Annotated in this window: 15 protein-coding genes; 10 read left to right on the top strand and 5 right to left on the bottom strand. The window is 68.6% G+C overall.

All coding sequences use genetic code 11. The features are described from left to right. Positions 1–162 precede the first annotated feature (162 nt). On the top strand, positions 163–984 hold the full coding sequence (locus NWFMUON74_RS32680; protein ID WP_187685547.1) for an FAD binding domain-containing protein: 822 nt from the start codon (positions 163–165) through the stop codon (positions 982–984). Continuing rightward, positions 981–3749 (top strand): molybdopterin-dependent oxidoreductase, encoded by a 2769-nt coding sequence (locus tag NWFMUON74_RS32675; protein ID WP_187685546.1) that lies wholly within the window; start codon positions 981–983, stop codon positions 3747–3749. The genes NWFMUON74_RS32680 and NWFMUON74_RS32675 overlap by 4 nt, the downstream gene beginning before the upstream one ends. Here NWFMUON74_RS32675 and NWFMUON74_RS32670 read toward each other — a convergent pair. After that, complete coding sequence (locus tag NWFMUON74_RS32670; RefSeq protein ID WP_187685545.1) at positions 3705–4841, bottom strand: alpha/beta hydrolase; 1137 nt, start codon at positions 4839–4841, stop codon at positions 3705–3707. The two genes, NWFMUON74_RS32675 and NWFMUON74_RS32670, sit on opposite strands and share 45 nt — an antisense overlap. 489 nt (positions 4842–5330) lie before the next feature. Here NWFMUON74_RS32670 and aceA point away from each other — a divergent pair, with 489 nt between their 5' ends. The 5 genes from aceA to NWFMUON74_RS32645 all read left to right on the top strand — a co-directional run bounded on the left by aceA (position 5331) and on the right by NWFMUON74_RS32645 (position 11584). Continuing rightward, on the top strand, positions 5331–6617 hold the full coding sequence (gene aceA, locus NWFMUON74_RS32665; protein ID WP_187685544.1) for an isocitrate lyase: 1287 nt from the start codon (positions 5331–5333) through the stop codon (positions 6615–6617). Between the two features lie 365 nt (positions 6618–6982). Then, entirely contained in the window at positions 6983–7858 is an 876-nt protein-coding gene (locus NWFMUON74_RS32660; RefSeq protein ID WP_187685543.1) for a 3-hydroxybutyryl-CoA dehydrogenase, read from the top strand. A 134-nt stretch (positions 7859–7992) separates the two neighbouring features. Continuing rightward, entirely contained in the window at positions 7993–10290 is a 2298-nt protein-coding gene (gene metE / locus NWFMUON74_RS32655; RefSeq protein ID WP_187685542.1) for a 5-methyltetrahydropteroyltriglutamate--homocysteine S-methyltransferase, read from the top strand. Between the two features lie 37 nt (positions 10291–10327). Beyond that, complete coding sequence (locus NWFMUON74_RS32650) at positions 10328–10513, top strand: antitoxin (protein ID WP_187685541.1); 186 nt, start codon at positions 10328–10330, stop codon at positions 10511–10513. A 156-nt stretch (positions 10514–10669) separates the two neighbouring features. Next, positions 10670–11584: an esterase/lipase family protein gene (locus NWFMUON74_RS32645; RefSeq protein WP_187685540.1), complete on the top strand. Its 915-nt coding sequence runs from the start codon at positions 10670–10672 to the stop codon at positions 11582–11584. A 63-nt stretch (positions 11585–11647) separates the two neighbouring features. On the opposite strand, the gene NWFMUON74_RS32640 is transcribed toward NWFMUON74_RS32645, so the two are convergent. After that, the gene (locus NWFMUON74_RS32640; RefSeq protein WP_483243767.1) at positions 11648–12241 is read right to left on the bottom strand and encodes a DUF8020 domain-containing protein; all 594 of its coding nucleotides are present in this window, start codon (positions 12239–12241) and stop codon (positions 11648–11650) included. Positions 12242–12556: 315 nt separating this feature from the next. Next, the gene (locus NWFMUON74_RS32635) at positions 12557–13123 is read right to left on the bottom strand and encodes a TetR/AcrR family transcriptional regulator (RefSeq protein WP_187685538.1); all 567 of its coding nucleotides are present in this window, start codon (positions 13121–13123) and stop codon (positions 12557–12559) included. Positions 13124–13238: 115 nt separating this feature from the next. Between NWFMUON74_RS32635 and NWFMUON74_RS32630 the strand changes: the two genes are divergently transcribed. Beyond that, entirely contained in the window at positions 13239–14543 is a 1305-nt protein-coding gene (locus tag NWFMUON74_RS32630; RefSeq protein WP_187685537.1) for a phthiocerol/phthiodiolone dimycocerosyl transferase family protein, read from the top strand. On the opposite strand, the gene NWFMUON74_RS32625 is transcribed toward NWFMUON74_RS32630, so the two are convergent. Then, positions 14510–15565, bottom strand: a complete 1056-nt coding sequence (locus NWFMUON74_RS32625; RefSeq protein ID WP_187685536.1) for an NAD(P)-dependent alcohol dehydrogenase — start codon at positions 15563–15565, stop codon at positions 14510–14512. The two genes, NWFMUON74_RS32630 and NWFMUON74_RS32625, sit on opposite strands and share 34 nt — an antisense overlap. An 81-nt stretch (positions 15566–15646) precedes the next feature. Between NWFMUON74_RS32625 and NWFMUON74_RS32620 the strand changes: the two genes are divergently transcribed. Both NWFMUON74_RS32620 and NWFMUON74_RS32615 read left to right on the top strand, forming a co-directional pair. Further along, a complete protein-coding gene (locus NWFMUON74_RS32620; protein ID WP_232110713.1) occupies positions 15647–16411 on the top strand; it encodes a ZIP family metal transporter in 765 nt (254 codons plus the stop codon). A 97-nt stretch (positions 16412–16508) separates the two neighbouring features. Further along, a complete protein-coding gene (locus NWFMUON74_RS32615) occupies positions 16509–17660 on the top strand; it encodes a S1C family serine protease (protein WP_232110712.1) in 1152 nt (383 codons plus the stop codon). A 2-nt stretch (positions 17661–17662) separates the two neighbouring features. On the opposite strand, the gene NWFMUON74_RS32610 is transcribed toward NWFMUON74_RS32615, so the two are convergent. Then, a complete protein-coding gene (locus tag NWFMUON74_RS32610) occupies positions 17663–18220 on the bottom strand; it encodes a vitamin K epoxide reductase family protein (RefSeq protein ID WP_187685534.1) in 558 nt (185 codons plus the stop codon). Positions 18221–18243: the final 23 nt, after the last annotated feature.

The raw sequence follows: 18243 nt of genomic DNA, 5'->3' as shown, positions 1-18243 counted from the left end.
GTCGATGCGCTCGTAGAGTTCGCGGGCGGCGATGAACGCTCCGGTGCGGAGGAGTTACGAGGGCGCAATCTGGGTGGTAGGGACGCAACCTCTCCGCAACCAGCGGCTTCTAGGGTGGGAGTGCCGGGGTGCCCGGGAGCGGTCTCGGAAGAGGTGGTCGTCGTGGATGTGGACACGATCCGTGCGCTGGTGGTCGCGCGGGATCGCGCGGATCTGGCCGCGCTGACGGGTGATTCGGCGGTCCTGGCCGGTGGGACCTGGTTGTTCTCGGAACCGCAGGACCACCTGGAACGGCTGGTGGACATCACCGCGCTGGGCTGGCCCGCGCTGACGGTGACACCGGCCGGGGTGGAGATCGCCGCCACCTGCACCCTGGCGGAGCTGGAGCACGCGGCGTGGCCCGCGCGGTGGTCGGCGGCCGCGCTGTTTCCGCAGGCCTGCCGGGCCCTGGTGGCCTCGTACAAGATCAGGCGGATGGCCACGGTGGGCGGCAACGCGTGTCTCGCACTCCCGGCGGGGGCGGTGCTGGCCGCCCTCGTCGCGCTGGACGGCCTCGCGTCGGTGTGGTGCGCGGACGGCGCCGAGCGGCGTATTCCGATGTCCCGGTTCGTGTTCGGCCCCGGTGCGACCGCGTTGCGGCCGGGGGAGGTATTGCGGTCGGTGTTCCTCGAATCCTCGAAGCTGCGCTCGCGCATCGCTTTTCGGAAGATCGCGCTGGCGCCGCTGGGTCGCTCGGGCGCCGTCGTGATGGGCCGGGCGGATCTCGACGGCCGCTGCGCGATCACGCTCAGTGCCGCGACCGTGCGTCCGATCGTGCTCGAATTCGCGGGTTTTCCGGTTGTCCGCGAACTCACCGCAACCATTCTCGGCATGGACCGCGATCTCTGGTACGACGATCCGCACGGGGACCCGGCTTGGCGTCGGCAGATGGCGGTGGTGCTCGCCCGCGAGGTCGTGGCGGAGTTGACCGAGGGGCGACCATGAAGTTCGAGGTGGACGGGGTCGCCGTCGAACTGCCGTATCGGCCCGGCCAATGCCTGCGCACGCTGCTGCGGGACGCGGGCCGACTCGCGGTGAAGAAGGGTTGCGACGCCGGGGACTGCGGCGCCTGCACGGTGTTGGTCGACGGTGTCGCGGTGCACTCCTGCGTCTACCCCGCCCACCGCGCCGCCGACCGCGTCATCACCACAGCCGCGGGCCTCGGCACCACGGACGCGCCCCACCCGGTACAGCGCCGCTTCCTCGACGCCGCCGCCTTCCAGTGCGGGTTCTGCACCGCTGGAATGGTCGTCACCACCTGCGACCTGGAATCCGCCCCCGATAACCCAGCGCCCGACGACCTTCCGGAACTACTGAAGGGAAACCTCTGTCGCTGTACCGGATACCGTGCGATCGCCGAAGCGGTGCTCGGTACGGAGGCGAGCCCCGCTCTCGTGCGTTCACCGCGTGCCCCTGCGGGCCCGCGCGTCGTCACCGGCACCGAACCGTTCACGATGGATGTCGACCCGCCGGACCTGCGGCCCGTCGAGTCCCGAAGCCGCACGGCGACGACGGCTTTCGTGGACGCGCCCCCGTCACCGCCACTGCACCTGGCTGTGCTGACGAGTCCGCATCCGCACGCCCGGATCGTGTCGATCGACGCCACGGCGGCGGCGGAGGTCGCGGGCGTGCGTGCGGTGCTGACCTACGCCGACGCGCCTGCGACGCCCTTCTCCAGCGCCCGGCACGAGATCCGCGAGGACGACCCGGACGACACCGTCGTGCTGGATCGCGTCGTGCGGTTCGCCGGACAGCGGGTGGCCGCGGTCGTCGCCGAGACGCTCGCGGCGGCGCGCGCCGGTTGCCGGGCGCTGCGGGTGACCTACGAGCCGATGCCCGCGGTCTTCGACCCGCTGCGCGCGATGCGGCCCGAAGCGCCGAAACTGCATGGGGACAAACCGGATTCGGCCCGGATCGCGGACCGGCAGCGCAATATCGCGGCGCAGGTGCACGGCCGCAGCGGCGATGTCGAGGCGGGGCTGGCGGCGGCGCACGAGGTGGTGCACGGCGTGTGGCACACCCACCGCGTGCAGCACGCGCACCTGGAGACGCACGGCAGTATCGGCTGGCTCGACGAATACGGCCGCCTGGTGGTCCGCACCAGCACCCAGGTGCCGTTCCTGGTGCGCGACGAGCTGTGCCGGATCTTCGCGCTGCCCCCGGAGCGGGTGCGGGTGTTCGCGAAGCGGGTGGGCGGCGGTTTCGGCGCCAAGCAGGAGATGTTGTCGGAGGATCTGGTGGCGCTGGCGGTACTGCGCACCGGTCGGCCCGTGAGCTACGAGTTCACCCGGTCCGACGAGTTCACCTCCGCCACCTGCAGGCATCCCATGCGGGTCGAGGTCACCGCGGGCGCGGGCGCCGACGGGCGGCTCACCGCGCTGGCCGTCGACGTGGTGGCGGACACCGGCGCCTACGGAAATCACAGCGGAGGAGTGCTTTTCCACAGCGTGAGCGAGTCCGTCGCCCTGTACCGCTGCCCGAACAAGAGCATCGACGGCCGGGCCGTCTACACCGACAACGTGCCGTCCGGAGCGTTCCGCGGCTACGGTCTCGGCCAGGTGAGCTTCGCCATCGAATCGGCGCTCGACGAGTTGGCCCGCCGACTCGGCCTGAATCCCTTCGAATTCCGCCGCCGCAACGTGGTCGCCCCCGGCGACGCGCTGATCGGTGGCCGTTGCGCCGAGGACGACGACCTGACCATCGCGAGTTACGGCCTGGACCAGTGTCTCGACCGCGCCGAACACGCCCTCCGCGACACGGCCGCGGCGGACTCCACGAACGGTTCTTCCTGGCGGATCGGGGAGGGAATTGCCGTCGCGATGATCGCCACCATTCCGCCGCGCGGCCATCACGCCACCGCATCCGCCGAATTGCTGGCGGACGGCAGCTACGAGATATGCGTGGGCACAGCGGAATTCGGCAACGGCACCACTACCGTGCACGCCCAGCTCGCGGCCGCGGCGCTGGGCACGGAACCGGAGTTCGTTCGTATCAGGCAGGCGGACACCGATGTCACCGCCTATGACACGGGCGCGTTCGGGTCGACCGGAATCGTGGTGGCAGGCAAGGCCGTACACGCGGCCTGCCTGCGGCTACGGGATGCACTACAGGCCCGGGAGGCCGGGCTGCGAGCAGCTCCGGATGCTGTCGGCGAGCGCCCGCTCACCCCGCGAGAACTCTTGGCTGACGGACCGTTACGTGCCATTGCCACCCACGACGGCACCCCTCGCTCGGTCGCCTTCAACGTGCAGGCCTTCCGGGTGGCCGTCGACACCGAGACCGGCCGTGTCCGCATCCTCCGCTCGATCCACACCGCCGACGCGGGCACCGTACTGAACCCCGTCCAGTGCCGCGGGCAGGTGGAAGGCGGTGTGGCGCAGGCCATCGGCACCGCCCTCTACGAGGACATGCGCGTGGACCAGGGCATCGTCACCACCAAAACCCTTCGCCACTACCACATCCCGCAACTCGTCGACGTCCCCCACACCGAGGTCCACTTCGCCGACACCACCGACGACCTCGGCCCCCTCGGCGCCAAGTCGATGAGCGAATCCCCTTACAACCCGGTCGCCCCGGCCCTCGCCAACGCCATCCGCGACGCCATCGGCCTGCGCCCCCACAACCTCCCGATGACCGCCGACCGCATCTGGAAACTGATCAGCGATTCAGCCGAACAGGTTGCGGACGAAGGGGACCGAATCGGCGAGTGAGGCATTCACCGTGCCGCTGTGGTCGGTGGGGTAGGTCTTCAGCGTCACCGGCTGGCCGTTCGCCGTCAGTACCGCGGCGAAGCGCAGTGTCTCGGGCGTGACGACGTCGGTGTCGCGTAGGCCCTGGCCGAGGAAAAGTGGCTTGTCGTAACCGGATTCGGGCAGGCCCAGGTAGCGGGCGAGCAGGCCGTGCACGTCGGGGATGTCGGACAGCGGACGGGTGAACAGGTTGCCGAGTACCACCCTGTCCGCCGCCAGCGCGTCGCCCAGCGGCAGCAGACATTCGGTGCGGGCGCGTTCCAGCCACGTCCGGCCCGCGTCGGTGAGGAACGACTCGATGTTCAGTTCGGGGTAGGTTGTGCGCAGGCCGTTGAGGACGTACAGCGCATAGCCCGTGCTGTGCGGGCTCAGCTGCACCGGCGGCACGCCCGGTCCGATCGGGGTGAAGATGTCTTCGATGTAGGCCGGGACGCCGGTGCCGACCGCGCCGCGGTAATCCAGCTCCGGTCCGCCGAACTCGGTGGCGTAGCGCGCGGTGTTCACCGCCGCACCGCCGCCCTGGGACTGGCCGACCACGACCCACTTGCCCGACATCGACGAGTAGTGCCGGGTCGCCGCCCGCACCGCGTCGACCACGTTGTGCGCCTCGACCACGCCGTTGAGGTACGGGTGCTCGCCCGGCGTGCCCAGCCCCGCGTAGTCGGCGGCGACGATCGCATAGCCCTCCCGCAGCCAGGTCCCCAGATAGGCCCAGTCGCGTTCGACGTCGCCGGGACCGCTGACGCTGTACGCGCAGGAGTCGCCCAGACCGACCGTGCCGTGCGCCCACGCCACCACCGGCCAGCCGCCCGCCGGTGGTTCGCCGGGCGGGAAGTACACCGCGGCACTGGCCACGGTCGGGGCGTCCCCGACGGTGGTCGTCGTATAGAGCATCCGCTCGGAGTTCACCGAGCCCGGCAGCGTGGCCGGAGCCGGCAGCGGCTGCACGGATTCGACGGTGCCCGGGTCCACCGGGTCCGCACCCGCGACGGCCACCGAGAGACCCGCCGCGGACAGGAGGGCCGTGACCGCGGCTGCGCACAGTTTTCGCATGGTGTTCCTTTCGCCGGATCTGGCACCGGTCCCTCCCCTGGCGGTGCGAGGAACAGTCTTACAGTCGGTCAATCGACCATCAGCTCGGCGCGCCGGTGCGCGGGACGGGCCCGCGGGGAGTGGCCGGGCGCACATCCTGCCGCTGTGAAGGTCCTCACAGCTGGGAATGTCGGCTTGCGATCTCGTGCCGTGGCCGACGTCACCGAAACAGTACGGGCGTTACGGTAAAAGCCCATGTCAGACCTACTCGGGAGTAGACTCAAGGCATGCAATTGCTGGGCAAATTTTGCAAAATTAGCAAAACCCCTGGTCCGGCTAGCAGAGATTCACAGTAGCAACAGGTAGACGGCGATTTTTCCGTGTGCCATCGTGTGGAGGTACACCCGATGGGCATAGCAAGCCTGCAAATCGCTGCTCCAGCAGAGTTCGGACATCGCGACGGATTTCCGGACCCGGGAGCACGCAACGAACGAAGAAGTGGAGTCAGAGATGTCGACTGCCGGCACCCCGAAGACCGCTGCGGAAATCCAGCAGGATTGGGACACCAACCCGCGCTGGAAGGGCATCACCCGTAACTACACCGCTGAGCAGGTCGCCAAGCTGCAGGGCACCGTCGTCGAGGAGCACACCCTCGCCCGCCGCGGTGCCGAGATCCTGTGGGAGCAGGTCAACAGCGGTGAGTACATCAACGCCCTGGGCGCGCTGACCGGCAACATGGCCGTGCAGCAGGTCCGCGCGGGCCTGAAGGCCATCTACCTGTCGGGCTGGCAGGTCGCCGGTGACGCGAACCTTTCCGGCCACACCTACCCCGACCAGAGCCTTTACCCGGCCAACTCGGTCCCGGCCGTGGTGCGCCGCATCAACAACGCGCTGCTGCGCGCCGACGAGATCTCCCGCGCCGAGGGTGACACCTCCGTCGACAACTGGCTGGTGCCGATCGTCGCCGACGGTGAGGCCGGCTTCGGTGGCGCGCTGAACGTCTACGAGCTGCAGAAGGCCATGATCGCCGCGGGCGCCGCCGGCACCCACTGGGAAGACCAGCTGGCTTCGGAGAAGAAGTGTGGTCACCTGGGCGGCAAGGTCCTCATCCCGACCTCGCAGCACATCCGCACCCTGACCTCCGCCCGCCTGGCCGCCGACGTGGCCGGCACCCCGACCGTGGTCATCGCCCGCACCGACGCCGAGGCCGCCACCCTCATCACCTCCGATGTGGACGAGCGCGACCAGCCGTTCATCACCGGTGAGCGCACCGCCGAGGGCTTCTACCACGTCAAGAACGGCATCGAGCCCTGCATCGCCCGCGCCAAGGCCTACGCGCCGTACTCCGACCTGATCTGGATGGAGACCGGCACCCCCGACCTGGAGCTGGCCCGCAAGTTCGCCGAGTCGGTCAAGAGCGAGTTCCCCGACCAGCTGCTGGCCTACAACTGCTCGCCGTCGTTCAACTGGAAGAAGCACCTGGACGACGCCACCATCGCCAAGTTCCAGAAGGAGCTGGGCGCGATGGGCTTCAAGTTCCAGTTCATCACCCTGGCGGGCTTCCACGCGCTCAACTACTCGATGTTCGACCTGGCCTACGGCTACGCCCGCGAGGGCATGACCGCCTACGTCGACCTGCAGGAGCGCGAGTTCGCGGCCGAGGAGCGCGGTTACACCGCCACCAAGCACCAGCGTGAGGTCGGCGCCGGCTACTTCGATGCGATCGCCACCACCGTCGACCCCGACAGCTCGACCACCGCGCTGAAGGGTTCGACCGAAGAGGGCCAGTTCCACTGAGATGTCGGCGCCGCCTACGGCGTCGCGGGTTTGTGGCCTCGTGACCCCGCCGTTCGGCACCCGGCGCTCGCGACTTCGTCGCATGCGCGCCGGGCGCCGAACGGCGGGGCGGCCGCAAACCGTGGTGGTTGCGAAAGCTGCGGCGTTCGTTGCCACCGGCAGGCTTGTCCCCATCCGCCCGCAGTCCCGGCGTCGCCCGGGCGCGGCGGGGAAGCCGGGATCCGGTTCGCATCACCCGGGTCCCGGCCTCCGCCACAGGTGCTCTGTTCAAAGGGCGCTTGTTCGCCCTTCCCGCTGAACAGCCCCAGCGGGGAGGGCATCCTTATAACGTTTCCCCAAGCCACCACAACCAGCAGGAGCGGGACGTGAGCAGCGAGAAGATTCAGCGCGTCGGGATCATCGGCGCCGGACAGATGGGTGCCGGAATCGCGGAGGTGTGCGCCCGGGCGCACGTCGACGTGCTCGTGTTCGAACAGACCCGGGAACTGGCCGCCGCCGGCCGCGCCCGCATCCTGCGCTCGCTGGATCGGGGCGTCTCCAGTGGCAAGATCACCGAGCGGGAGCGGGAGCAGGCCGCCTGGCGGCTGCGGTTCACCTCCGATCTCGGCGACTTCGCCGACCGCCAGTTGGTGGTCGAGGCGGTCGTGGAGAACGAGGAGGTGAAGACCTCGATCTTCGCCGAGCTCGACAAGGTGGTCACCGATCCGAACGCGGTGCTCGCCTCCAACACCTCCTCGATCCCGATCATGAAGATCGCGATGGCCACCACCAATCCCGATCGTGTGGTCGGCATGCACTTCTTCAACCCGGTGCCGGTGCTGCCCCTGGTCGAGCTGGTGACCACGCTCAAGACCAGCGAGGCGGTGTCCAAGCGCGCGGAGAACTTCGCGGGCGAGGTCCTCGGCAAGCAGGTCGTGCGCTCGGCCGACCGCTCCGGCTTCGTGGTGAACGCGCTGCTCGTGCCCTACCTGCTCTCGGCGATCCGAATGGTCGAATCCGGTTTCGCCACCAAGGAAGACGTCGACAAGGCGATGGTGCTCGGCTGCGCCCACCCCATGGGCCCGCTCGCCCTGACCGACCTGGTCGGCCTCGACACGGTGAAGTCCATCGCCGACTCCATGTACGCCGAATTCAAGGAGCCGCTCTACTCGGCGCCTCCGCTTCTCATGCGTATGGTCGAGGCGGGCCTCCTGGGCAAGAAGGTAGGCGCGGGCTTCTACCAGTACGACCCCAAGCGCTGACGCCCCGTACGGGGGCCGAAACGACAGGGGACAAAGGAAAACTGCGCGCCGTGGGCGATGGTTGCTTGCGGCACCGGGCATAAGCTGCGGAGAGGGTCGGGCTGTACCCGTGGCTCGGAAGGAGTGTCCCGCTCATGGTCAACGTCACCGACGGCTTCGGATCGAGCATTCTCGGCTATCCGAGGATCGGACCGCACCGGGAACTCAAGCGTGCGCTGGAGGCGTACTGGCGGGGGTCGCTCGAGCGGGAGGAACTGCTCGCGGTCGGGCGCGAGATCCAGGACACGCAGTTCGCGGAGTTGCATGCGGCGGGGCTGACCCAGGTGCCCGGCAACACCTTCTCCTTCTACGACCACATCCTCGACAACGCGCTGCTGTTCGGCGCGGTGCCCAAGCGGTTCCAGCCCTACCGCGAGGACCTGCACCCGCTGGACTTCTACTTCCTGATGGCCCGCGGCCGCCCGGACCTGCCGCCGCTGGAACTGGTGCGCCTGTTCGGCACCAACTACCACTACCGCCAGCCGGAGCTGGACGCCGACACCGAGTTCTCGCTGCACCCCGAGGCTCTGCTCGACGAGTGGGATCGGGCCAAGGCGGCCGGTATCGAGCAGCGCCCGGTCGTGCTCGGCCCGCTGTCGCTGCTGCTGCTGTCGAAGGCCGGGCACGTCCCGGGCGAAGCCGAATTCGATCAGCTGACCCTGCTGGACCGGCTGCTCCCGGTGTACGAGGAACTGTTCGAGATCCTCGCCAAGCGCGGGGCGACCTGCGTGCAGCTGGACGAGCCGTGCTTCACCAGCGACCGCACCCCCGCGGAGCTGGCCGCGTTCGAGCAGGCGTACCAACGACTTTCGACCGCGCCGCTGCGCCCGCGCATCCTCGTCACCGGACAGTACGGCGATCTCGGCGAGGCCGTGCGGATCCTGGCGGGCACTGCCGTGGAGGCGATCGGCCTCGACCTCGCCAGCTTCCGGATGCGGCCCGAGGAGCTGGCGAAGATCCCCGGCATCCGCCGCAAGCGCCTGTACGCGGGCGTGATCAGCGGTACCAACGTGTGGCGCGCGGACCGCTACGTCACCCTGCAGTACCTCAACGAGCTGGCGCAGGTGTGCCCCGATCTGGTGGTCTCCACCGGTACCACGCTGCTGCACGTGCCCTACGACGTTCTCGTCGAATACGACATCGACGGCAATGTCGCCGACCGCCTCGCCTTCGCGAAACAGAAAGTGCTCGAGGTGGTTTCGCTGGCGAAGGCGCTAACGGAAGGGCCGTCGGAGAAATGGCGCCGCCGCCCGAGCGAGGTGCATTTCAAGCAGAAACACGCTGTGCGCCAACGTGTTTATGCCGTGACACCGGAAATGCGCGAGCGTGAGCCCTACGCCGTGCGCCGAGAAGCCCAGCGCGACAAGCTGAATCTGCCCCTGGTGCCCGCGACGACGCTGGGCTCCTTCCCGCAGACCGCCGCCGTCCGCCAGGCCCGCTACGAACTCGGCGAGGGGCGGCTGTCCTACGACGAGTACCGCAAGCGCATCGAGGCCGAGATCGAGTCCACCATCCGGTTGCAGGAGGACATCGGCCTGGACGTGCTGGTGCACGGCGAGCACGAGCGCAACGACATGATCCAGTACTTCGCCGAACTGCTTGACGGCTTCGCCACGACGCACTTCGGCTGGGTGCAGGTCTACGGGTCGCGCTGTGTGCGGCCGCCGATCCTCTACGGCGATGTCGCGCGGCCGAAGCCGATGTCGGTGGACTGGATCACCTACGCCCAGTCGCTCACCGACAAACCGGTGAAGGGCATTGTGACCGGCCCGGTCACGATGGTGGCGCGCTCTTTCGTGCGGCAGGACCAGCCGCTGTACGAGACCGCGGACCAGGTGGCGCTGGCGATCCGGGACGAGCTGGCGGACCTCGAGAAGGCCGGGGTGTCGATCATCCAGGTCGATGAACCGGCCGTGCGTGAACTGCTGCCGCTGCGCCCCGACGGCCGGGTCGAATACCTGCGCTGGGCGGTGAACGCGTTCCGCCTGGCCACCTCGGGCGTGCGGCCGGAGACCCAGATCCACACCCACATCGCCTATTCCGGCCGGGCCGAGATCGTCCGCGCGATCGAGGAGCTGGATGCCGACGTCACCGCGATCGTCGCCACCCGCTCCATCGAATGGGTGGTGAAGGCGCTGCGGGAGGATGCCGAGGAGGGCCACGGCCTGTCCCACGGCGTAGGACCCGGTGTGTACGAGAGCCGTTCGGCGCGCATCCCGGACATCGACGAGATCGACGAACTGCTGACCGCCGCGGCCGAGGCGGTTACCCCGGAGCGACTATGGGCGAATCCGGACGGTGGCTTGAAAACTCGGCATTACTGGCAGCTCGAGCCGTCGCTGCGCAACCTGGTCGCGGCCGCGCGACGGGTGCGCAGACGTGCGGCGGGTTAGCCTGGAGGACACCAGTTTCGCGACGGGAGATGTGGTCATGGGAATGTTCGACCAGCTGAAGAAGGCGGCCGACCTGGCCGGCAAGCACGCCGACAAACTCGATCCGGTGATCGACAAGGTCGGTGACGCCATCGACAAGCAGACCGGCGGCAAATACGCCCAGCATGTCGACAAGGCGCAGGAGACGGCCAAGAAGACGCTGCGCGACCAGGGCCACAAGTAACAGCAGACCCGACACGGCGGTCCGGATGACATATCCGGGCCGCCGTTCGTCGTGTTCCGACCGCCCTTCCGGCCCCGCCTGCGCGGATTTCCGAGCACCCGGGCTTAGCATCGGCTAACGATCTGCTACTCCTCTTCGCAGTGGAAGGGATGGGTGATGCGTTCGCTGGCCGTGCTGCTTTCCACGATGGGTTTGTGCACGGTGTTGGGGGTGAGCGCGGCATTCGCGGAGCCACCACCGAACGTCGAGCAGGTTCGAGACGGGAGTTCTGCGCCAGCCGGAGCGAATGACTGGCAATGCAAGCCGCCGCCGGCGCATCCCGCCCCGGTGGTCCTGGTCCACGGCACCTGGGGGAATCAGAACAGCTGGGATGTGCTGGCGCCCAAGCTGTCCGCCGCGGGCTATTGCGTCTTCACCCTCAACTACGGTCGCGACACCTCGAGCGCCTACGGTGCGCAGCCGGGTATTTACGGGACCGCCGATATTCGGGATTCGGCGGGGGAGTTGGCGCAGTTCGTCGACCGGGTGCGCGCCGCGACCGGGGCCGCGCACGTGGACATCGTCGCGCATTCGCAGGGCGGGCTGGTGGCGCGTCAGTACATGCGCTTCGGCGGCGGCGTGAATCGTGCCGATCCGCAGCGTAATTCGGTGGACCAATTGATCACGGTGGGCGCCACCAATCACGGCACGACCGCCAGTAATCTCGGATATCTCCTTCCGTCCGGAAGCGCTTCGGATCCGGGTAAGGAGATCGTGGCCGCGGTACTCGGCCGGGCCGCCGCGCAGCAGGTGGTCGGCAGTGAATTCCTGCGCGCGCTCAATGCCGACGGCGATACCGAACCCGGTGTGCGCTATACGGTCGTCGCCAGTCGTTTCGACGAGATGTCCACACCGCCGGAGGCCACTTTCCTGACGGCCGGGCCGGGCGCGTTCGTAGAGAATGTGTGGGTCCAGAGCGTATGTGCCGGTGATACTTTCGACCACGGGCGATTGCTGCGTTCACCGGCGGTTATCCAGATCGTGCAGCGGGCGCTGGATCCGTCGTTCACCGGCTCCCGCTGCACCGCCTGAACCAGAAAGCTCCCCGGGCGGATCGAACCCGCCCGGGGAGCCATTGTGCTCAGCTGCGTGCGATCACGGCTGGCCGGTGGCGACCGCCTGCACGGCGTCCAGGAATTCCTGCCCGCCCTGGATGTATCCGCCGGCGATACCGCCCACGACCCAGCCGATGGGCGCGGTGATCAGCGACAGAATTCCGAAGCCCAGCAGGGCACCGATGAAACCGCCGACGATGACGCCGATGACCACGCCGACGCCGTTCTTGATGACCTGATCGCGGAGATTGTCGATGGCGCCGATGTTCTTCAGCTCGGCGATGTCCTCGGCGGACGGCTGCGGGGTCAGGGTGACCTCGTGACCATCAGCGGCGACCAGCTGCGCGATGGGAATCGAACGGCCGCCGAGCTCGTAGGTCTGCGGCAATTCGGCGAGTGTGGAGCCGTCCGCGGCCCGGAGCACGACGGCGCCGTTCTGCGCGACCTCGAACCGGCCGTTCTCGACAGTGGTGGTGACCGCGCGATCCACCGGCGAAACGGTGGTGTGGTAGTTGACTCCGTGATCGACGCCGGAAGTCGCATCCCCCGCCGTCACTGCCGCCGGCTGCTCGTTTACCGTGGCCGACTCGCCATGCGCGGTTGCCGCCGTGATCCCCGTCGCGGCAATCGCCATGAAAACGGTAGCAGTGATCTTTCCGAACTTCATTCTGGTGAATTCCTCCCGCTTGTCTGCCCCGGATGGGCGACCGGGTAAGACCATAGGGCACTCGGTTTGCTTTGTCGCGCAGGAAGTTCCCAGGAGGGGGACTATCGGCGATTGCTGAGTATTATCTGAACTTCCGCGGCAGTGTGGATTCGCCACAGTTGAACATGTGCGATACGTGAAACGTCAGTCCTGCCTCGACTTTGCTGCGGCACAAGGCGGTTGCGCGAAATTGTTTGCCGATACCGGCGCGTCGCCACGGAATTCGGCGAGGCGCGCCGGGGACTATCGGCCGGAATCCAAGGCGTGCACTATGGCGCGCAGACCGGTGATGACGCGGTCCGGTGTCGGAGCGACCGAGGGTGCCAACAACCATTGGATCAGCATGCCGTCCAGCAGTGTGAGCAGGACCACGCCGATGTCGTCGTCGGGATCGGATTCGTCGGGCAGCAGCATGCCCGCGAGTGAACGGCGGGCGTCCTGTTGTTTGGCCGACAATTCGTTTCGCACATCGCCGGAATGCAGCGCCTGGGCGAGACTTTCGATATTGGCGGCCCACAGGGCGCGGTCCGCGGTGAAGGTGGTGGTCAGCTTCCGGAGGAAGGCCGCCAGGCGCGCGTCCGGCCGGGCGGCGTCGCTGGCGGTGATCGCGTCGAGAATCTGCTGGACGGCCTCGGTCGTCGATTCGATCATCGCCTGATTCAGCAATGCGTCGCGGGTGCCGAAGTGGTAGTTGATGGCGGCGAGATTGCTGCCCGAAGCGGACACGATGTCGCGCACGGTGGTCCGGGCGTAGCCGCGGTCGGCCAGGCACTGCTTGGCCGCGGCCAGGAGATCGTCGCGTGTTCCCACGTCGGCAGGGTAGCAAGGTCGCAGTGACAGGTGTTTCATACGCTCGTTTGTGACAACTGTTTGAAACGATTGTATGGTTCGAGTGGTGCTCCCGAACCGACCCGAGAGGTGTCCCATGACCACGCAGCGTCCGCTGTCCCTGTTCGAATCCGGCTACTTCCGCGCCGACGCCCGCTTCGGTTCCGTGCCCGTCGGCGGCATGCCGCTGTTCATCGGTTCGACCGTCGTGGGTGAGATCGATGCGGAGGTGCTGCGCGCGGTGCTGGCGGAGCTGGCGGCGCAGCACCCGCTGCTCGGCAGCGTGCAGGCCGAGGACGGCGGTGTGCCCGTGCTGCGGCGATCGGCCGAGCCACAGCCGCCGCTGACGGTCGCCGCCGGGGACGAGATCGAGTACGTCCGCCTCGTCAACGAGCCGCAGGACTGGGGCGCGGGATTGTTCCGCGCCGTGCTGCTGCGCGATGGCGAGCAGAGCCGGATCGTCTTGGTGATACACCACGGAATCGCCGACGGCCGTTCGGCTTTCGCTGTTCTGGACGAGATGTGGCAGCGCTACACCGCACGGCTGCGCGGCACTCCGGTCCCGGTGTCCGCACCCGCGGAAATGCCGCGGGCCGTGGACGACCGTCTGGTCGAGACGATCTCCGTCGCGGACATCGAGGACCTGCTCGACCGGATGCGGTCGATGCTCACCGCACCGCCCGCCATGCTGCCGAAGACAACGGGCTCCGGCGCGGCCCGAGGCTTCCTCGTGGCCGAGCGAATCGAGTTGGGGGAGCGGGAGACCGCGGCCTTCGTGGCGGCGGCGCGGGCCGCCGGGATCTCGGTCAACAGCCTGCTGAGCGGGTGCGCGGTGCACGCCGTGCGCGGCCTGCTGGACGGCCCCGGCGACCTGCCGATGGTGTGCGGCTACGCCGCGGACCTACGCTCCGCGCTGGACCCGCGCCTGCCCGACAGCACCGTGCTCAACTGCGCCTCGGGCTGGGGCACGGCACTGTCGGTGGCGGCGGACGCCGATCCGGTGGCGCTCGGCCGCCTCGTCGACGCCGACGTGCGGGCCGCGCTGGACCGCCGGGATCCGGCGCGAATGATAGTGGCGGGTCGCCACATTCGGGACGAGCAGACCGCCGCCGTGCTGGCCGGACAGCCCAGCATCGCGCTGTCCAACATCGGCCGGATACCCGCGCACGAGGTGCCGGACGGCGTTACGGTGTTGCGGGACAACGTCTTCGCGATGAACCCGGGCATGCCGCCCAAGCTCACCGCCTTCACCCTCGCCGACCGGCTCACCGTCCAGGTCGAGTACGACACCGCCGAACACGGCCGGGAACAGATGGGCGAGTTGCGCCGTGCTCTGACCGACCTGCTGCACGGCGCCGCCGCCCGGCCTCACATGGTGGCGGCGTCGATGACGAAGCGGTAGCGGACATCGCTGGCGACCACCCGGTCGTAGGCCTCGTCGATGCGGTCTGCGGAGATCACTTCGATCTCCGCGCCGATCCCGTGCTCGGCGCAGAAGTTCAGCATCTCCTGGGTCTGCGGGATGCCGCCGATCATCGATCCGGCGAGCGAGCGGCGGAACCCGGCCAGGGTGAACGGCTTCACCTGCAGCGGGTTGTCGGGCAGGCCCAGGATGACCAGGGTGCCGTCCAGGTTCAGCAGCTTCATGTACCGGTCCATGGGCAGATCGGCGGAGACGGTATTGAGGATCAGGTCGAATTCGCCGCGCAGCGTCCGGAAGGTCTCCTTGTCGCTGGTCGCGTAGTAGTGGTGGGCGCCGAAGCGGCGGCCGTCGTCCTGCTTGCTCAGCGAGTGGCTGAGCACCGTCACCTCCGCGCCCATCGCCGCGGCGATCTTGACACCGACGTGGCCGAGGCCGCCCATGCCGATGATCGCCACCTTCTTGCCGGGTCCGGCGTTCCAATGCCGCAGCGGCGAGAACAGCGTGACCCCGGCGCACAGCAGCGGCGCGGCCACGTCGAGTCCGATACCTTCCGGGATCGACACGACGAAGTGCTCGGTCACGACCACCTGCGTCGAGTAGCCGCCGAAGGTGTGGCCGCCCGGCTGGACCTCCTCGGGCACCGCGGTGTTGTAGGTCATCACCGCGTCGCGGGTGCAGTACTGCTCCTCACCGGCGACACAGGGCCCGCATTCGCCGCATGAGTCGACCATGCAGCCGACGCCGACGCGATCGCCGACCCGGTGCTTGGTCACCGCCGAGCCGACGGCGGCGACGATGCCCGCGATCTCGTGCCCGGGGACGCACGGATAGGTGGTGCCGTGCCACTCGTCGCGGGCGGTGTGGATGTCGGAGTGGCAGATGCCCGCGTACTTGATGTCGATCAGCACGTCGTGTGGCCCGAGGTCGCGACGCTCGATCGTGGTCTTGGCGAAGGGCCCCTCGGGGCTCGAGACGGCGTAGGCGGCGGCGGTCGTGGTCATGCTTTCATGCCTACTCCCGCATTGTTTACTTTGGCAAACAGCCCGGCCGGGCGGTGGAAACTCGCGGGCCGGATTTGCCCGATGTGCGCTCGCCCGTGGCACATGCTGATCGTCGTGGCGATACTGCTCTCGCTGATCTCCCTGATCTCGACGCTGGCGGGCGGACTGATCGCGGTCCGCATCGGCGAGCGCAAGCGCGTCGTGCTCGGCTTGGCGGCGGGTGTCATGCTCGGCGTGGTCGCCTTCGACCTGATCCCGGACGCGCTGGCCGAGTCGTCCTACACCGTGGCGGGGGTGCCCGGTGCCGTCGTCGCGGCGGTCGTGGGCTTCTTCACCGTGCACATCCTCGAACAGGCGACGGCCATCCATGTCGGGCACGAGAGTGAATTCGGCAGGCACACCCACGATTTCCGGTCGGTCGGCATCGTCGCGGCCTGCGGCCTGATCTTCCACAGCATGCTCGACGGCCTCAGCATCGGCGTCGGTTTCCAGGCCGGGACGGCGCTCGGCGTCTCCGTGGCGATCGCGGTGATCTGCCACGATTTCGCCGACGGTTTCAACGCCTTCACGATCCCGACCCTGTACGGCAATGCCCATCGCCGGGCGCTGCTGCTGTTGTGGCTCGATGCGCTGGCTCCGGTGGTGGGCGCGGTGATCGGCACCCTCGTGCACATCCCGGCCGACCTGGCCGGGCTGTACCTCGGCTACTTCGCGGGCTTCCTGCTCTACCTGGCGACCGGCGACATCCTGCCCGAGGCACATGCCGGGCGGCCGTCGCGGCTGGTGCTGCTGTGCACGATCGCGGGAGCGGCATTCATGTTCGTGGTGGCCGCCCTGAATCATTGACAGAGCCGAAACAGACGGGCGGTAAACAGGTATCACGGTAACGGGCGCGCCCGGCTCGCGGTGCTGCTACATATAGAAACACAATCGCCGGGGCCCGATGGGTGTGCACGAGGCGGGAGTGGCCATGTACGACGATCGGCGGACCGACGACCGGGTCGCGGGTAGGGCCGGACGACCGGTACGGGCGGGCCGCGCCGTCGCCGCGCTGTGCGTGATGGTGCTGGCCGTGGTCGCCTTTCTCGGCTACGAGGGCGACCTGCCGCGCTGGGCCTACGACGTCGGGCGCCCCACCGCCACGCTGCTCGGTCCGCCGCTGCCGCCGATGGACCCGGCCGCCGTCGCCGCGGCGGTGGAGCCCGAGCTGGCCAATATCAACGTCTCCATCAAGCCGGCCGGGACGAGCGCGGCCGGCTCGGGCATCGTGCTCACCGCAGACGGGCAGGTGCTGACCAGCCACCACGTCGTCAAGGGCGCGCAATCCATCAGCGTCGGGGATATCGGAACCGGCGGCCGGTACGCCGCGACGGTGCTCGGCTACGACTCCGAGGCCGACATCGCGCTGCTGTCGCTGACGAACGCCGCGAACCTGCCGGTGGCCCGTATCGGTAGCTCGGCCGCGCTGCGCATCGGTGACGAGGTGCTGGCCATCGGCAATGCGGGCGGCACCGGCAGCCCGACCGCGACACCCGGCACGGTGACGGCACTCGGGTCCTCCATCACCGCGCGCGATTCCGCGGACCTGACCAGCAAGGTGTTGACCGGAATGATCGAGGTGGCCGCGCCGGTGGTGTCCGGGCAGTCCGGCGGCGCGCTCGCCGACCGCTACGGCGCGGTGGTCGGCGTGGTCACCGCCGCGACCGGTGATCTGGCCAAGGCGACGGGCCGGGCGAACGGTTACGCCGTGCCGATCGATACGGCCATGCGCGTGGTCCGCCAGATCCGTTCGGGTATGCCGACCGACACCGTGCACGTGGGCCCGACCGCCACGCTGGGGGTGATCACCTCGAACGCCGAACCCGCCGGGGCGCGCATCGAATCGGCGGTCTACGGGCTGCCCGCCTACGCCGCCGGGCTCTCCGCCGGGGAGGTGATCACGGCCATCGACGGCCGCCCGGTCGCCACCGTGCAGACGCTGAAAGCCGTTCTGAACCAACGCAAACCGAACGACGCGGTGCACCTCGATCTCACCGCGGCCGACGGGTCCCAGCGCACGGCCGTCGTGGTGCTCGTCGCGGGCCCGCCGAACTAGCCTCAGACCAGCGACATCCAGTAGTCCTGGAACCGCAGGAACACCAGCACCAGCACCACGGCGTAGAACACCACCACGACGGTCCAGCGCCACTCCGCGACGACGCGCAGCGGCCCGCGCGCGTCGCGCCAGAGCTGGTCGGTGACCACCGCCAGCAGGATCGGCGTGGCGGCCCACACCACCATGCAGTACGGGCACAACGCGTTGATGCGGTACAGGCTCTGGAAGATCAGCCAGCCGATGAAGCCGATCCCGAGCAGCAGTCCGAGCCACAACCCGCCCCAGATCCAGCGCGGGAACCCGACCCCGGCGATGGCCAGCACGGCGAGGGTGACCAGTACCGAGAAGCCGACCACGCCGATCAGCGGGTTCGGGAATCCGAACACCGCGGCCTGATCGGTATCCATCACCGACCCGCACGACAGGATCGGATTGATGCTGCACGAGGGTTTGTAGCCGGGATCCATGAACAGCTTGAACCGCTCCACGGTCAACGTGACCGAGGCGATCCAGCCCGCGAGCCCGCCGACCAGCAGGATCCACGCGGAACGTGTCGTCATCCCGCTCTACTCCTTCCGCTGCC

This window comes from Nocardia wallacei (genome assembly GCF_014466955.1).
Lineage (GTDB): Bacteria > Actinomycetota > Actinomycetes > Mycobacteriales > Mycobacteriaceae > Nocardia > Nocardia wallacei.
Note: the sequence above shows the minus strand (reverse complement) of the source record. Positions and strands in the feature narration are given on the sequence as shown.

Excerpts from the sequence above, each read along its gene's own strand:
- NWFMUON74_RS32675 (WP_187685546.1), top strand. The coding sequence starts at position 981 with ATGAAGTTCGAGGTGGACGGGGTCGCCGTCGAACTGCCGTATCGGCCC.
- NWFMUON74_RS32670 (WP_187685545.1), bottom strand. The coding sequence starts at position 4,841 with ATGCGAAAACTGTGCGCAGCCGCGGTCACGGCCCTCCTGTCCGCGGCG.
- aceA (WP_187685544.1), top strand. The coding sequence starts at position 5,331 with ATGTCGACTGCCGGCACCCCGAAGACCGCTGCGGAAATCCAGCAGGAT.
- metE (WP_187685542.1), top strand. The coding sequence starts at position 7,993 with ATGGTCAACGTCACCGACGGCTTCGGATCGAGCATTCTCGGCTATCCG.
- NWFMUON74_RS32650 (WP_187685541.1), top strand. The coding sequence starts at position 10,328 with ATGGGAATGTTCGACCAGCTGAAGAAGGCGGCCGACCTGGCCGGCAAG.
- NWFMUON74_RS32645 (WP_187685540.1), top strand. The coding sequence starts at position 10,670 with ATGCGTTCGCTGGCCGTGCTGCTTTCCACGATGGGTTTGTGCACGGTG.
- NWFMUON74_RS32640 (WP_483243767.1), bottom strand. The coding sequence starts at position 12,241 with ATGGCGATTGCCGCGACGGGGATCACGGCGGCAACCGCGCATGGCGAG.
- NWFMUON74_RS32630 (WP_187685537.1), top strand. The coding sequence starts at position 13,239 with ATGACCACGCAGCGTCCGCTGTCCCTGTTCGAATCCGGCTACTTCCGC.
- NWFMUON74_RS32625 (WP_187685536.1), bottom strand. The coding sequence starts at position 15,565 with ATGACCACGACCGCCGCCGCCTACGCCGTCTCGAGCCCCGAGGGGCCC.
- NWFMUON74_RS32620 (WP_232110713.1), top strand. The coding sequence starts at position 15,647 with ATGTGCGCTCGCCCGTGGCACATGCTGATCGTCGTGGCGATACTGCTC.
- NWFMUON74_RS32615 (WP_232110712.1), top strand. The coding sequence starts at position 16,509 with ATGGGTGTGCACGAGGCGGGAGTGGCCATGTACGACGATCGGCGGACC.
- NWFMUON74_RS32610 (WP_187685534.1), bottom strand. The coding sequence starts at position 18,220 with ATGACGACACGTTCCGCGTGGATCCTGCTGGTCGGCGGGCTCGCGGGC.